Here is a 14,143-nt window from a genome sequence, read left to right as displayed (position 1 = left end):
AAAGCATAATTTTTATATAATTGAGTCATCGCATTGAGGCTGTATTCTCGGGTCTGTGATACAGCCTCTATTTTTTAAATGTTGAAAAGTTACGCAATGCCAGAAAGAGAATTCAGGTAAAATAGCGCATTATTGTAAAAGCATATGTCGTCGGGAGATGGAACTCAATGTTTGAACTGGATTTCAAGCTACTCAGCATTTTTTATTATATTTATAAATTCAAAAGTGTCTCAGCCACCGCAGATCATTTGGCCTTAAGCCAACCTGCAGTGAGTAATTTGCTCAATAAGATTCGTCACTATTATAAAGATCCGCTCTTTGTACGCATTGGTAATGAAATGGTACCCACTGAATTGTCCAAACAGTTATTTCCTTTGGTCAGTGAGGTACTCAGTAAAGTCGAGGTCATTCAAAACTATACCGTACAGTTTGATCAATTGAATTCACAACAACAATTTACCATTGCCATGACCGATGTGGCACATTTGGTGTTATTGCCCCAAATGTCACAGTATTTAAAACAGCATGCACCTAAAGTCAAACTCAATGTACGCGCCATGACCTCAGAAACCAGCTATCAAATGGCCAATGGTGAAATTGATCTGGCGATGGGTTTTTTACCGCATTTAGAAAATGGCTTTTATCAGCAAAAACTGTTCGAACAACATTATGTGGTGATTTCTGCCAAAAATCATCCCCGGCTTAAAGGCGATACCTTAACCATTGAAGAGTATTTACAAGAATCGCATATTGATATTGATGCCGGTATTGGCCATTACCATATCGAAAATGAGTTACTTAGATTGGGGGTAAAACGCGACTTTCTGATGCGTTTACCTAGCTATTTAGGGGTTGGACTAGTAGTTCAAGAAACTGAAGCCATCGCTACAGTGCCTTATTATTTAAGTGAAGTGTTGCTCGCCCGTGGAAATCTTAAAATTTTACAAGCACCTATTGCTTTCCCAACCTACGCCATTAAACAATATTGGCATCTGTCATCGCATCATAAAACCAGTCATGAGTGGTTACGTCACATGTGTTATGAGGTTTTAGTCAGATAAAAAACCAATAAATATATAGATAAAGCCTCTAAGTAAGATAAAGATAAAATTTGCTTAATATTTAAACACATACGATTTATGACATATTTTGCAATACGATTTTTGGACTTTAAGTAGTGACTATAAATATAAAATAACTATGATAGCGGGCTATTCTTTTTAGGCAGCCTCCCTCTCTTTATGTCTTCTGCTATTTTTAAAATTCTATCAAGTGCGGTTCTGAGTTTTACACTTGTTGGTTGTATGCAAACCACATCCTTACAAGACAATAAACGCCAACAGTTGATTCTGATTCCTGAGAAAATATGGCACAACAACGCGGATAAAGCCTATCAAGAGGTGATCGATGATCTTACCGAAAGTGGCACCATTATTTATGATCAACGCCTCAACAAGATCATGCAAAGATTACAACCTGTCGCTTACGAGTACCGTCCTGATTCGCGCCACTGGGACTGGGAAATTAGTGCTGTAATGAGCAACCAACTCAATGCCCATGGTTTTGCCGGTGGCAAAGTCCTCTTGCATCAAGGTATGTACTGGAGTTTGAACTTGAACGATGATGAGTTGGCTTATGTGATTGCCCATGAAATGGCACACGCTTTACGCGAACACAGCCGTGAACGCGTCAGCACGGGTATGTTATTTGGGCCATTAGCAGCACTTAAACATCAGGGTAAGTCCATGACAGAGACTCTTGAACAAGAAGCTGATTTATTGGGTTTAGAGATGATTGAAAAAGCGGGTTACAACCCAGAAGCAGCCATCACTTTCTGGGAAAAATATCAACGTGAAAGTACCCGCCGCGCCCAAAATGGTGGAGATGAGCCATTAATGACACAAAGTTTTATGGATCAACGTATCCAAGCAATCGAATCACGCTTAGGTAGCTTATAAATTTAACGATCTACTCTCGTTTATATGATTAAAATTTCTAATTTTTTTAACGCACAATATGCTCTATTTTTGTGCGTTTTTTTTATTTTATGCCATCAGCTTTTGCATATATTTGTTCCAAAATCAATTCTTCTGTACCATCCTGCCCCATTTTTTACCCTATAAGTTTTACTAATAGTTGAGCTCAAAAAATATTGTTTGCCTGTCTAAAAATAAACAGGCTATGTTGTGAACAAGAACTAAAAAGTAGCGAGAATAACAATGCAAATTAATCCATCACGTTTATGGAACAGTCTCATGGAGATGGCTCAAGTCGGGGCAACCGAATTAGGTGGCAGCTCACGTCTGGCTTTAACAGATGAAGATATTGCGGGACGTGCATTATTAATTCAATGGGCGCGCGACTTAGGTCTAAGCATTGGCTACGATGCCATTGGTAACTTATTTTTACGTCGTGAAGGCAGTGAAAATCTAGCCCCGATTGTCATGGGTAGTCATTTAGATACTCAGCCTAAAGGTGGCCGTTTTGATGGGATTTATGGGGTATTAGCAGGCTTTGAAGTTCTGCGTACCTTAGACGAACATCAAATTCCTCATCGCCATCCCATTGAAGTGGCAGTATGGACCAACGAAGAAGGATCACGCTTTCCGCCCGCAATGATGGGCTCTGCAGCCTTTATGGGTAAAATTGCCTTAGAAGATGTACTGGCTACCGCAGACAAACATGGGATTACTGTAGCCGAGGAGTTAGAGCGTCATCAGCAACAAGGTAATTTGGCCTTGGGACGTGCTTTTAGTGCTTATTATGAAGCGCATATTGAACAAGGGCCAATTTTAGAAGCCAATCAACGTGACATTGGTGTGGTTACTGGTGGGCAAGGAATTTTATGGCTCAATGCCAAGACCATCGGTAAAGCTGCCCATGCAGGCACTACACCCATGCATATGCGCCATGACAGTATGCTCGCTACAGCGAATATGATGAGCGCTTTAGAAACAATGATTTTAGAACAATTCCCTGATGCTTTAATCACCTTTGGCGAACTCAATGTTCCGCATGCCTCACGTAACACCATCCCACCTTATATCACCTGGAGTATTGATATTCGTCATCCTGACGATCAGGTGTTGTTGCAAATTGAACAAATCGCACAGGAGATCATGCAGCAGCACGCCAGCAAACGGGGGGCGCAAATTGAGATCACCCGACTATGGCTCAGTCCCGCGTATAAATTTGATCCATCTAGCATCGAAAATGTACGCAGCTCGGCCATGGAACTGGGTTTGACTCAACAAAATATCATTAGTGGTGCAGGTCATGATGCTTTCTTAATGTCACTCCATTGTCCAACCGCCATGATTTTTATTCCTTGTGAAGGGGGGTTAAGCCATAACGAAGCAGAAAATATTACCCCTCTACAAGCCCAACACGGCGCGAGCGTATTATTAAGTAGCATCTTAAAAGCTGACCAACAACAGCATTTAGCACGCGTCAGTTAATCCTCGTATTTAGGCACAGGTGCCTCTTTGAGGCACTTTACCCAAAGACCGCAATAACAATCAAAATCGGAGCGGCATATGCATAGCACATCATCGACCTCAGAAACATTAAATCCAGAGCTTACAGAAACACAAACAGCGCCCGTCTCACAACGTAAAATCATTTTAGCTGGGAGTGTAGGCAATGCAGTGGAATGGTTTGACTGGACCATTTATGCCACCTTTGCAGTCTTCTTTTCCAAACAATTCTTTGCCACCACCAGCACTACCTCAGCCATGCTCGCCACCTTTGCTATTTTCGCAGTTGGCTTTTTTATGCGGCCACTCGGCGGAATTGTGATTGGAATTTTCTCTGACCGTTTTGGCCGTAAAGCCTCGCTAAGCTTAACCATTATCATGATGGCTGTGGGTTCATTAATGATTGGTTTATCACCTACCTATGAAACCATTGGCGTGTTGGCCCCGATTATTTTGGTCATTGCTCGCTTATTACAAGGCATGTCCTTAGGGGGTGAATTTGCCTCGGCTGCTACTTATTTATCAGAAATGGCGCCGCCTAAACGCCGTGGTTTTTTCTCAAGCTTTTTATTTTTAAGTGCTGCATTTGGAATTTTAATGGCCTCAGGCATGGCTTGGTTACTCACCACAATCTTAACTGATGCCCAAATGCATGATTATGGTTGGCGTATTCCATTTATTTTAGGTGCAATTGGCGGCTTAGTCGGGATCTGGATTCGTCGCTCTGTACCTGATAGCGCGATGGGACATAAAGAGTCTAAAGTTAAAAACCCACTGAAATTTCTCATTAAACATCATCCTAAATCTCTGTTGCGTGTGGTGGGAATTTCCATCCTGACCACTTTCTCATTTTATGTGTTTGTGATTTATGTACCTACCTACGCGATTAATGTGTTAGGTACACCGCCGACTGTGGCCTTTGCCGCCAATACCATTGGTTTGGTAATCTTTATGCTGTGCCAGCCTTTATTTGGCATGATGTCAGATCGTTTGGGCCGTCGTCCGCAATTGATTGTATTCGCTTTAGGTTACTTAATTTTCTTTTATCCTGTCATTAAAGGCATGGATGGTTCGTTTAGCTCAATCTTATTAGCCGAGTTGTTTGGCTTACTGCTGTATGGCTTATATACCTCGATTGGTCCTGCGGTACTCTCGGAACAGTTTCCAACTCAAGTACGGGCTGTAGGTATTGGGGCACCGTATAACATCATGAATGCTTTATTAGGCGGTACAACACCCTACGTGCTGACTTGGCTACAAAGTATTGGTAAACAAGATTATTACTACTTCATTATTTTAGTCGGTGCAGCACTGACTTTAATAACCTTCTTAAAAATGCCTGAAACTGCTGGTAAAAAACTTGACGAAATTACTTAAATCCTGAATATTAAATCTCATCCAGCCCACGGGCTGGATTTTTTTGGAGCACTTTTTGCTTTTAAGTCATAAAAATTAAAATGAAGATCAAATATGCATGCACATGTATTGGTAGATAAATGTAATTGGGCTTTGCTACGCACGTTTAGGATTATTGTTCAAGAAGGTAGCCTCAACAAAGCGGCTATTAAACTTTGTGTCACCCAATCAGCTTTAAGTCAAAGTTTAAAGCGTTTAGAGCAACAAGTAGGGAGTTGCTTAATTCAACGCCAAAAGGGCCAGTTTCAGTTAACCTCAGTGGGTGAAATTGTTTTTGAAGCCAGTTTAATGATTTATACCCAGCTTACTGAAATTGAACAGCGTTTAAAAAGCCAAGAGAATACCTTATCTGGTACGATTCGTTTGTTGGTATTAAGCCGGGTACAATCGGCACGTTTTGATCGAGTCTTACATGATTTTCACCAAAAATATCCTTTAGTCGACTTTCAAGTAGATGTCCACAAGAGTCCTGAGATCCAGCAGTTATTACTACAAAAAGTCCCAGCTTTAGGTTTAGCACTCAGCCCTAAGCATTCGCCCAAAATGCACTATCAGGTGCTCATTCGACAGCATTATGCTTTGTTTTGTGGTCAAGGCCATGCCTTATATCAGCAAAAAATTGAGCAACTTGAACAAATCGCAGGCCATGGGTTTATTTCCTTTCATCAAGATCAACTCGATGATATTAACTCGCACTTACATGATATCCGCGACAAAATTTTGCAACAAAATAAGCTCTTGGTGACCACCAATAATTTAGATGAAGTGATGCGCTTTATTAAAAATGGCTTTGGTTTTGGTCTGTTGCCGAAACATATTGTCGCAGCCAGCCCCTCTCCACAAGCCTTTAAACAACTGCCACCTTTTCCAGATGTCGGGATCGCACCAATTTATTTGCAATGGCATAAAGAGCGTGAATTGTCTTTAATTGAGCAATATTTTGTGCAAGAGTTACGTGCAACTTTTGCCAGTAACTAAAAAAAGGGGCAAATCGCCCCTTTAATTGTCAAGATGATTAAACGTTGGACAGCAGAACCTGTTCATACATAACACGCAACTCTTTTTTGAGCATTTTCCCTGTCCCACTTAAGGGAATACTCTGAGCAAAAATCACCCGATCTGGAATCTGCCACTTGGCAATTTTACCTTGGTAATACGCCAGTAATTCATCTTCTGTCAATGTGCTTTCTTCAGCTTTAATCGCAATCAACACCGGACGTTCATCCCACTTTGGATGAATCGCAGCAATCGCCGCTGCCATTTTAATCTCCGGATGGCCCATCGCAATATTTTCAAGCTCAACTGAGGAAATCCATTCTCCCCCTGATTTAATTAAATCTTTAGCACGATCGCTAATATGCATAAATCCATCTTGATCTAAAGTGGCAATATCACCGGTATCAAACCAGCCATCTTCAGTTAAAGCAGACTGATCTTTGCCATAGTAACGATCAATAATCCAATGACCTTTAATTTGCAAGTTACCAATACTTTGGCCATCATGAGGAACAGCTTCACAGCCCTGTTCCCCCTTACATAAGCGCAAACTCACCCCAAACGGTGGACGGCCTTGCGACAACCGAATGTTAGCGCGCTCTTGCTCAGATAATTGACTATGTTTGGCTTTGAGTTGATTGGATGATCCGAGTGGGCTAGTTTCAGTCATGCCCCAAGCGTGAATGGTTTCACAGGCAAATTTTTCTTTAAAGGTTTGAATCATACTTGGTGGACAAGCTGAACCACCCACAATATTACGATTCATACTCTCAAGCGTACTGCCCATAGCGGTGGCTGCGCTGATTAGACCTTGCCATATGGTCGGCACACCCAAAGCTAAAGTCACTTGGAATTGATCAATCATCTTCACCAAACTTTCGCCATCGAGCTGTGGACCAGGTAAAACTAAACTGGCACCCACCGCAGCAGCGGCATACGGAATCCCCCAGGCATTCACATGAAACATTGGCACGACAGGCATAATGACATCACGTGCTGATAGATTCATTGAATCAGGTAAGCTGATTGCATAACTATGCAACACTGTAGAACGGTGGCTATACAACACACCTTTAGGATGACCTGTCGTGCCTGAGGTGTAGCATAAAGAGCTAGCCGTAGTTTCATCGAAAATTGGCCATTCTAATTGACCATCTTGAGCGCTAATCAATTGATCATAAAAATGCACTTGAGGAAGTGCATCAGCAATCGCCTGATCGAAACCATCTAAACAAATAAAATGTTGCACAGTTGGGATTTGATCAATGACTGCTTGTACCAAAGGCAAAAAAGTCTTATCAAAAATAATCACCTGGTCTTGAGCATCATTAACAATAAATTCGACTTGTTCAGGAAATAGACGTGGATTAATAGTATGGCAGATCAGACCTGTCCCAGAAATCGCATACCATGCTTCTAAATGACGATGATTGTTCCATGCAATTGTAGCGACGTGTTGGCCTTGCACCACGCCTAAAGCCGACAATGCTTGCGCAAAGCGCTTTGCATTATGTGCAATCTCAGCCCAACTGGTTTGGGTAATACTATGATCAGTATTTTTTGAAATCACTGCAGTATCTGCATGGTAACATTCAGCATGTTCAATCATGCTACTGATCAGCAAAGGTTGAAACATCATTCGTCCTAACATAGGCATATCCTTATGGTTTTGGTCATTTGACCCATATTATTGTCCCTTTTTAGCCAAAGTAAGGCATGTAGGATCGTAATTGCTCAAAATCATAGCAAATCCTTTTTCTAAAAACTATGACCCCCCAATAAAGTAAATCATTGTTTTTATTTATTTTTTAAATTTATCACGTTTACAAAACATACAGATAAAAGTATTTCAAAATATGTCTAATTGCACTAAAATTAAGCGTTTTTTATTCATTTTCTCTACTATTAGACTCAATTTATATTGAAATTGATTCTATTTTCAGACCAAGCACGCTATTTTGTGCTGTATTTTTGTGATTGCTACTGCCCCGATGATGTTTTTTGCTGACCTCCCCCCTGTGGTTTTAACTGCTTTTGGTTTTCTTTTATGTTTAATTTGCGTATGGCTATTTCTGCGTATACGCAATTATATGGCTGTTAAGTTGGTCCCATTTAAGAAGGGGCAGCGCTACTGGTGTAAGGTGATTGCAGTGAGTGATGGCGATACTATTAGCTGCCAGCGTCTGAATTTACGTCGTTCACAAAGTAAAATGCGCTTTGCCTATATCGACGCACCAGAATCTAAACAAGCTTATGGGGCTGAGGCTACAAAATTAGTGCGCAGCTTGATTTTAAACAAATGGGTGCGAGTTGAAATCACTGATAATGACCGCTATGGGCGTCAGGTTGGTGTCGTGTACCGCCGTGGCAAAAATATTAATCAAGAACTGGTCAAACGCGGCGCTGCGTGGGTGTATGAAGACTATATTCGTGATCAAGCAGTGAAAAAACATATGCTCAGTCTACAAGCCACAGCCAAAGCAAAAAAGCGTGGGCTTTGGCAAGCCTCACGCCCGATTAATCCGAGTGTTTATCGTAAAATGAATTAATTAGATCGCCAGCTCCAAGGGTGGTTGTAACATATGTTCTGCCGATAACGCATATTTCAGCACCTCTTCAGAGAGTAAACCTTCTTGACGCACTAAATCTAACACGCTTTGTCCCGTACTCTGCGCTAATTGAGCAAGACGCGTGGTGGCTTCATAACCCAAATACGGATTCAGTGCTGTAATAATGCCAATCGAATGTTCGACATTGGCACGGCACTGCGCCACATTGGCTTCAATACTTCGAATACAGAATTGATTAAACATCTGTAAACTACGGCTCAGTAAATCTAAAGAATCAAATAGTTTAAAAGCAATTAAGGGCTCCATAGCATTGAGCTGAAATTGCCCCGCATCAGCTGCTAAGGTAATGGCAAGATCATTGGCTACGACTTGAAAAGCAGCCATATTCATTGCTTCAGGAATCACCGGATTGACTTTCCCCGGCATAATAGAGCTGCCCGGTTGGCGTGGCTCTAAGTAAATCTCATTGAGTCCAGCGCGTGGTCCACTGGAGAGTAAGCGTAAATCATTGGCAATTTTAGACAGCTTGGTTGCGGTACGTTTTAAATAACCTGATAACAGCACAAAGTCACCCATATCCGAGGTTGCAGCAATCAAATCGCTTGAACTTTGAATATTTTTTTGGCTGATACGAGTTAACGCGGCTATGGCTAATTCTTGATAATGGGCCGGCGCATTAATGCCAGTACCAATCGCTGTCCCGCCTAAATTGACCTGTTGCAAAACGCTCGGCACGGTCTCTAGTAGTTTTAAATCTTGCTGTAAAACAGAGGCAAAAGCATGGAACTCCTGTCCAAGGGTCATAGGCACAGCATCTTGCAATTGGGTACGCCCCATTTTTAATACATCATGTAAAGCAAGACCTTTGGCATTTAAACGCTCAACCAACGCATGCAACTGCAAACGGTAATCTTCTAGATAGTTTAATAACGCCAAACGAATGGCGGTAGGATAAACGTCATTGGTAGACTGCGACATATTTACATCATTATTAGGATGTAAATATTGATATTGGCCTTTGTGATAGCCCATGTGTTCTAAAGCAATATTACAAATCACTTCATTGGCATTCATATTGGTGGATGTGCCTGCGCCCCCTTGTAACATATCAAGTGGAAACTGCTCTAAAAATTGACCTTGCAGCAATTGTTGGCAAGCATAGACAATCGCTTGGTATTTTTCTTCACTTAACAACTTGAGTTGATAATTCGCTTCGGCTGCTGCCATTTTCACCATCGCTAGCGCCTGAATAAAATAAGGGTACTGATTTAGCTTATTTTGAGTTAAATCAAAGTTTTCCAATGCACGTAACGTTTGGATCCCATAATAATATTGCTGATCTACTTGTTTCGTTCCGAGTAAATCTTTTTCTAAACGAGCACTTACTTGTGTCATAGCTGTATACATCTAAAAGGAGATTAAGCTCATGCTAACGCTGTCAACCATCGGCTCGCCAATGCATTTCTTGCTTGTCATATGCATTTTTTGCATACTGATACACAACATAAAAAACAATACTCACATGACACGATGGATAGTATATGAGCCTAGAGATTCGTTGGATTGAAGATTTACTGGCCATAGAACATACTGGCTCTTTGTCACGCGCTGCAAGTTTACGCTGTGTTAGTCAACCCGCTTTTAGCCGTCGGATTCAACAGCTGGAGCAGCAACTCGGTTTTAGTATTTTACAACGTGATGCCAAGCAACTGACCTTTACTGAGGCAGGTTTGGTGCTGCTCAATAGTGCCAAAACTATGGCCAAGCAAATGAGTGAAACCATGGCTTTATTGCATAATATGCACAAAGAAAATAATTTAAATATTCGCTTTGCAGTGGCTCATTCACTGACATCACAATTTTTTTCGCATTTTTTACAATTTTTTCCTAATAATATCAGTCACTTTAAAATTGAAATGCAAGCCACCAATGTTTTTGAAGGCATTCAACTCCTAAAACAAGGTCTATGCGATTTTATGTTGTGTTATGCCGATGACCAACTGTTAGATCGTGTAAGCCAAGGTATGTTTCAGTCCATTCAACTGGGCAGTACTGATATTGTTCCCGTGTGTCTAGTCAATGAAAATCAACAGCCAAAATTTGATATCCATGCTCCCTTCCCCTTAATTAGTTATAGTCCTAAGGCCTACTTACAACAATTAGTGAGTAAGATTCTTACCCAACACACACTTAAAGCGCAGTTATTGTATGAAACTGACAATGCGAACAATATTAAAGATTTAGTTTTACAAGGTCGTGGCATTGCGTGGTTACCGCGTCTGACAATTGAACAAGAATTACAGCAACACGAACTCATCATCTGTGATGAACATTTAAGTTATCCGGCGCAACAAATTTTTTTACTTAAGCTTAATCTCACGCAACGTGAATCGATTGAGCAATTATGGCAACACCTTTGTCTGCCCAGTCAGCATTAAGTTCAAAAATCGTATTTTTAGATTTATTTTATTATTTTTATCGTTTTTACTCATTTAATATTTAGCTTTATATTAAGTCTATACCAGGTAGCCAGCAACTTGCTCAAACCTTGCTGGGCTACCGACCAAATGCTTTTTCTCCCAATCTATGCTTTAGCTTGGGATTTTTTTTGCCAGCTGATTTACCGGTAGATTAAGTAGCCTTATGATCTGTTGCACTTGCTGTAACAGACTGATTTCCTGACCTTTTAACATCACCAATTGTGCTGCTATTGGCTCATGCTGCCGAGCATAACCGATTGGAAAACTACAAGCAGGCAGGTCTAAATAGTTAAATGGTCTAGAATATGGCCCAACAGTATGGCAACTGCTATCTTCGGCATTTAATGGTGGAGCAAAGCCTGGCAACATCGGTAATAATAGTGCGGCTTGCTGATCTAAAGATGCTGCAAAAGCTGCATAATAGGCATCCCGCTTTGTAATTAAGCTTTGATAATAGGGTGCTGAAATCTGTGCTCCACGTTGAATTCGATGCCGTACAATCGACCACATTGGTGTATTTTCATCGTCAGCTAGATGGTGATAAAGTTGATAACCTTCATAAGCGATTATATCTGAGCACCAATCGGATAACTGCTGAAAATTAAAATCCTGTGGGGGTTGCCAGGCTGTTAAAGCATAGCCCTGTTGCTGTAAATGATGCAGTTGTGCTTGCCAAACCGTATAAACCTCAGGCTCTAATGACTCAGGAAAATGGTTTTCTGATAAATAATAGATCGGTATGTTGGGGTGAAACGTCTCAGCTACTGGTCGTAACTGGGTATAAAGCTCAAGTAAATCTTCACTGGATCTTGCCATTAAGCCGACACTATCTAAAGATGCTGCTAAAGGCAGATTACCTTGACCATTCAGTTGGTCATGACTAGGTTTAAACCCCAAAATACCATTCATTGCTGCTGGCACACGCACCGAGCCACCAGTATCACCGCCAACTGCCAGAGGAGCGAGCCCAGCGGCCACTGCAACTGCACAGCCAGAAGAGGATCCACCCGGAGCAACAGCTTTGGCATAGCAAGGATTGCGTGGTGTGCCCTGTATTGGATTTTGGCCAGATAAGCCAAAAGCCAGTTCAGTCATTTTAGCACGCGCCACAATCACTAGACCTAAGGCTTCAAGCTGCGTGATGATAGCAGCATCTTGCTGCTCTAATTGATTCAGATATGTTGTACCTGCCCAAGTCACTTCACCTGAAATGGCAAAGCTATCTTTGACAATCATGGGTACTCCATGTAAGGGACTCAGATATATCCCTTGGGCTGCCAATTGGTCTAAGCGAGCTGCTTGCTGTAATGCACGCTGAGTAAGCAACTGACTGATACAATTGAGCTCATCATGATCTTTAATACGTTGAATAAAATATTGGCTTAACTCAACTACAGTTACTTCACCCTGTTGAACAGCAAGGCTTAAATCAAGTGCGGATAGTTTAGAATAATGATGCATAGAGAACGCTAGCTTATTTTTTAGCACAGCATAGCGTCTTTTTAACCTGACAATACAGTCTTTTTACATTTTTTAAAATGCGGAGCGATCGTAGTTAATTGCTTCTAAATCATAAACTTGATAAATACAATCAAATAAGGCCTTGATATCTTCACTTTCATCCATGCAACGCGTGGCCATAAATATAGGGCTCACTGCATTTTCATCTAAAATAGGAATATAATGTAGATGGGTCAACTGTAGGGTCTTAGCACTCTCTGGCACAATACAGATTCCTTCACCTGCTGCCACTAAGCCTAATGCCAACTGAATTTCGCGTACCTCACGAAACTTTTTTGGCTCTAAACTGTACTCAGAAAATAGATTCATAATTTGGCTAGAGAAGTTTGGTTTAGGCTGCGCAGGATATAAGAAAATTGCTTCATCCACTAAATCTGCCAAATATACACCTTGCTTTTGCTGCTTCAATTTTGAATTCTTCAGGGTATCGTTTACTGCTCATAAGCACTTCGTTAATTAGCCATTTTATCTAATTAAAAGGTGTCTACAAAATCGGTGGCTATTCATACAGCAACGCATAAATTGGTTGATAAAGCCAAGGTGATTGTTGCCGAGGATTTAACCTCTCCAATTCAAAGTAAGCGTAGCTATGGTAAAAACACCAATAGACGCTTAAATACATGGGCTAAAGGCTTATTAGCTGATGTTCTAACAGGTATATCTCACCGTAGAGGTTCTACGCTGCATCTAGTCAATACTGCATACACTTCGCAAAGTGATTCTTTCTTACGTGGGCTTTTAATAGGCACACGCAAGGGAGATCGCTTTCACCATTTTAATGGGGAAGTTGTGCAAGCTGATTGGAATGCTGTGAGAAACGTGCTTGCAAGATTAAACGACAATGAGATCAATCGTTATACGCCTTACAAGACTGTAAAGCGCATATCGCAAGAATGGACTGACCGCTATAAGTCGGAACTGACCGACTCAGGCTCTAGTTACACGCTTGGCAACAAGACATTAACAGAGTGCGAATTAGTCCTTGACTATGTTTGACTACATTTTAAGGAACAGCTATTTAAAGCACATGATTTATCCCTATTATTTTACCTTCAAACTCTTGCATAGCATCAATTAATACCTCCCATAAATATAAAGAAGCTGATCTATCACACAAGATACTGAATTTTGGACAAGTTGTATCACTAACATTAAATACGATTGCATTAACACGAGCGACAGAGGTTTGTACAATTTGACCCGGCTTAAATGCTTCATCCATTAAATCTACGCCACAAAGTTTTGCCATAACCATTGCTACAGATTCCCCGGTAAGCATCAGCCATGCATGGCTGTCTTGGCGTGGCAATATATAATTCAATTTCGTTTCATCCATTTGCCAGGTACACTCTAACTCATTGACACGGGCACCAAAATTTTTAATTGAACCTAAGATTATATATTCCGCTGCAGAAAGACGACCCACCACACTACCATCAATCTGCTCTAAAAAGGTATTCGGCATCGATGGTGTACTATACCCTCGTTTTTGTAAGTATTCTTGTGCATCTGTGCCACGAAAACCAACACGAGAAAGATGGGTTAAATCAATTAAAGCACATTTTTTTAGTTGCGATTTTTGATCAGATGTTGACAAAAACTGCTTGCCGTCGCCGTAGAGATCATACGGTTTACATGTATGCTGAATTAAACTGCGCTCTACTGTATATAAATTTTGCATGGT

General features: G+C 41.0%; 12 protein-coding genes and 1 pseudogene. 8 read left to right on the top strand and 5 right to left on the bottom strand.

The genetic code is table 11. The annotated features are described in order from the left end of the window. Window positions 1-167 precede the first annotated feature (167 nt). From AC5YCI_RS13015 to AC5YCI_RS12995, 5 genes are all read left to right on the top strand, one after another. Window positions 168-1,061 (top strand): LysR family transcriptional regulator, encoded by an 894-nt coding sequence (locus AC5YCI_RS13015; protein ID WP_496129870.1) that lies wholly within the window; start codon window positions 168-170, stop codon window positions 1,059-1,061. Between the two features lie 243 nt (window positions 1,062-1,304). Continuing rightward, window positions 1,305-1,958, top strand: coding sequence for a M48 family metallopeptidase (locus AC5YCI_RS13010; RefSeq protein ID WP_496175643.1), 654 nt, complete (start codon window positions 1,305-1,307; stop codon window positions 1,956-1,958). A 261-nt stretch (window positions 1,959-2,219) separates the two neighbouring features. Further along, entirely contained in the window at window positions 2,220-3,458 is a 1,239-nt protein-coding gene (locus AC5YCI_RS13005) for a Zn-dependent hydrolase (RefSeq protein WP_496129868.1), read from the top strand. 78 nt (window positions 3,459-3,536) lie between these two features. Beyond that, window positions 3,537-4,853 carry an MFS transporter gene (locus tag AC5YCI_RS13000; protein WP_496129867.1) on the top strand — a complete coding sequence of 439 codons (1,317 nt, stop codon included), beginning with the start codon at window positions 3,537-3,539 and terminating at the stop codon, window positions 4,851-4,853. A gap of 93 nt (window positions 4,854-4,946) precedes the next feature. Next, window positions 4,947-5,870, top strand: a complete 924-nt coding sequence (locus AC5YCI_RS12995) for a LysR family transcriptional regulator (RefSeq protein WP_496129866.1) — start codon at window positions 4,947-4,949, stop codon at window positions 5,868-5,870. 37 nt (window positions 5,871-5,907) lie between these two features. On the opposite strand, the gene AC5YCI_RS12990 is transcribed toward AC5YCI_RS12995, so the two are convergent. Beyond that, a complete protein-coding gene (locus AC5YCI_RS12990) occupies window positions 5,908-7,539 on the bottom strand; it encodes a long-chain-fatty-acid--CoA ligase (RefSeq protein WP_496175642.1) in 1,632 nt (543 codons plus the stop codon). Window positions 7,540-7,882: 343 nt separating this feature from the next. On the opposite strand from AC5YCI_RS12990, the gene AC5YCI_RS12985 reads away from it, so the two are divergent. Then, the gene (locus AC5YCI_RS12985) at window positions 7,883-8,437 is read left to right on the top strand and encodes a thermonuclease family protein (protein ID WP_496175659.1); all 555 of its coding nucleotides are present in this window, start codon (window positions 7,883-7,885) and stop codon (window positions 8,435-8,437) included. Here AC5YCI_RS12985 and AC5YCI_RS12980 read toward each other — a convergent pair whose 3' ends face one another. Continuing rightward, a complete protein-coding gene (locus AC5YCI_RS12980; protein WP_496175641.1) occupies window positions 8,438-9,853 on the bottom strand; it encodes an aspartate ammonia-lyase in 1,416 nt (471 codons plus the stop codon). It lies immediately after the preceding gene. Window positions 9,854-9,999: 146 nt separating this feature from the next. Between AC5YCI_RS12980 and AC5YCI_RS12975 the strand changes: the two genes are divergently transcribed. Beyond that, complete coding sequence (locus tag AC5YCI_RS12975) at window positions 10,000-10,896, top strand: LysR substrate-binding domain-containing protein (RefSeq protein ID WP_496175640.1); 897 nt, start codon at window positions 10,000-10,002, stop codon at window positions 10,894-10,896. A 153-nt stretch (window positions 10,897-11,049) separates the two neighbouring features. Here AC5YCI_RS12975 and AC5YCI_RS12970 read toward each other — a convergent pair whose 3' ends face one another. Both AC5YCI_RS12970 and AC5YCI_RS12965 read right to left on the bottom strand, forming a co-directional pair. Then, complete coding sequence (locus AC5YCI_RS12970; protein WP_496175639.1) at window positions 11,050-12,399, bottom strand: amidase; 1,350 nt, start codon at window positions 12,397-12,399, stop codon at window positions 11,050-11,052. A 72-nt stretch (window positions 12,400-12,471) separates the two neighbouring features. After that, window positions 12,472-12,858, bottom strand: a pseudogene (locus tag AC5YCI_RS12965) (LysR substrate-binding domain-containing protein); the annotation flags it as partial. Between the two features lie 96 nt (window positions 12,859-12,954). On the opposite strand from AC5YCI_RS12965, the gene AC5YCI_RS12960 reads away from it, so the two are divergent. Further along, window positions 12,955-13,455 (top strand): hypothetical protein, encoded by a 501-nt coding sequence (locus AC5YCI_RS12960; protein WP_496175638.1) that lies wholly within the window; start codon window positions 12,955-12,957, stop codon window positions 13,453-13,455. A 22-nt stretch (window positions 13,456-13,477) separates the two neighbouring features. On the opposite strand, the gene AC5YCI_RS12955 is transcribed toward AC5YCI_RS12960, so the two are convergent. Continuing rightward, window positions 13,478-14,140, bottom strand: a complete 663-nt coding sequence (locus tag AC5YCI_RS12955; protein ID WP_496175637.1) for a sarcosine oxidase — start codon at window positions 14,138-14,140, stop codon at window positions 13,478-13,480. Between the last annotated feature and the right edge of the window lie 3 nt (window positions 14,141-14,143).

Source organism: Acinetobacter sp. CY17 (assembly GCF_059515825.1).
The sequence above is the reverse complement of the archived record's forward strand: the minus strand, read 5'-3'. Positions and strand labels throughout refer to the sequence as shown.

What these genes read in the sequence shown, in the direction of transcription:
- AC5YCI_RS12985 (WP_496175659.1), top strand. Translation starts at nt 7,883, where the DNA reads ATGTTTTTTGCTGACCTCCCCCCTGTGGTTTTAACTGCTTTTGGTTTT.
- AC5YCI_RS13000 (WP_496129867.1), top strand. Translation starts at nt 3,537, where the DNA reads ATGCATAGCACATCATCGACCTCAGAAACATTAAATCCAGAGCTTACA.
- AC5YCI_RS12970 (WP_496175639.1), bottom strand. Translation starts at nt 12,399, where the DNA reads ATGCATCATTATTCTAAACTATCCGCACTTGATTTAAGCCTTGCTGTT.
- AC5YCI_RS13015 (WP_496129870.1), top strand. Translation starts at nt 168, where the DNA reads ATGTTTGAACTGGATTTCAAGCTACTCAGCATTTTTTATTATATTTAT.
- AC5YCI_RS13010 (WP_496175643.1), top strand. Translation starts at nt 1,305, where the DNA reads ATGCAAACCACATCCTTACAAGACAATAAACGCCAACAGTTGATTCTG.
- AC5YCI_RS12990 (WP_496175642.1), bottom strand. Translation starts at nt 7,539, where the DNA reads ATGTTAGGACGAATGATGTTTCAACCTTTGCTGATCAGTAGCATGATT.
- AC5YCI_RS12980 (WP_496175641.1), bottom strand. Translation starts at nt 9,853, where the DNA reads ATGACACAAGTAAGTGCTCGTTTAGAAAAAGATTTACTCGGAACGAAA.
- AC5YCI_RS12955 (WP_496175637.1), bottom strand. Translation starts at nt 14,140, where the DNA reads ATGCAAAATTTATATACAGTAGAGCGCAGTTTAATTCAGCATACATGT.
- AC5YCI_RS12975 (WP_496175640.1), top strand. Translation starts at nt 10,000, where the DNA reads ATGAGCCTAGAGATTCGTTGGATTGAAGATTTACTGGCCATAGAACAT.
- AC5YCI_RS12995 (WP_496129866.1), top strand. Translation starts at nt 4,947, where the DNA reads ATGCATGCACATGTATTGGTAGATAAATGTAATTGGGCTTTGCTACGC.
- AC5YCI_RS13005 (WP_496129868.1), top strand. Translation starts at nt 2,220, where the DNA reads ATGCAAATTAATCCATCACGTTTATGGAACAGTCTCATGGAGATGGCT.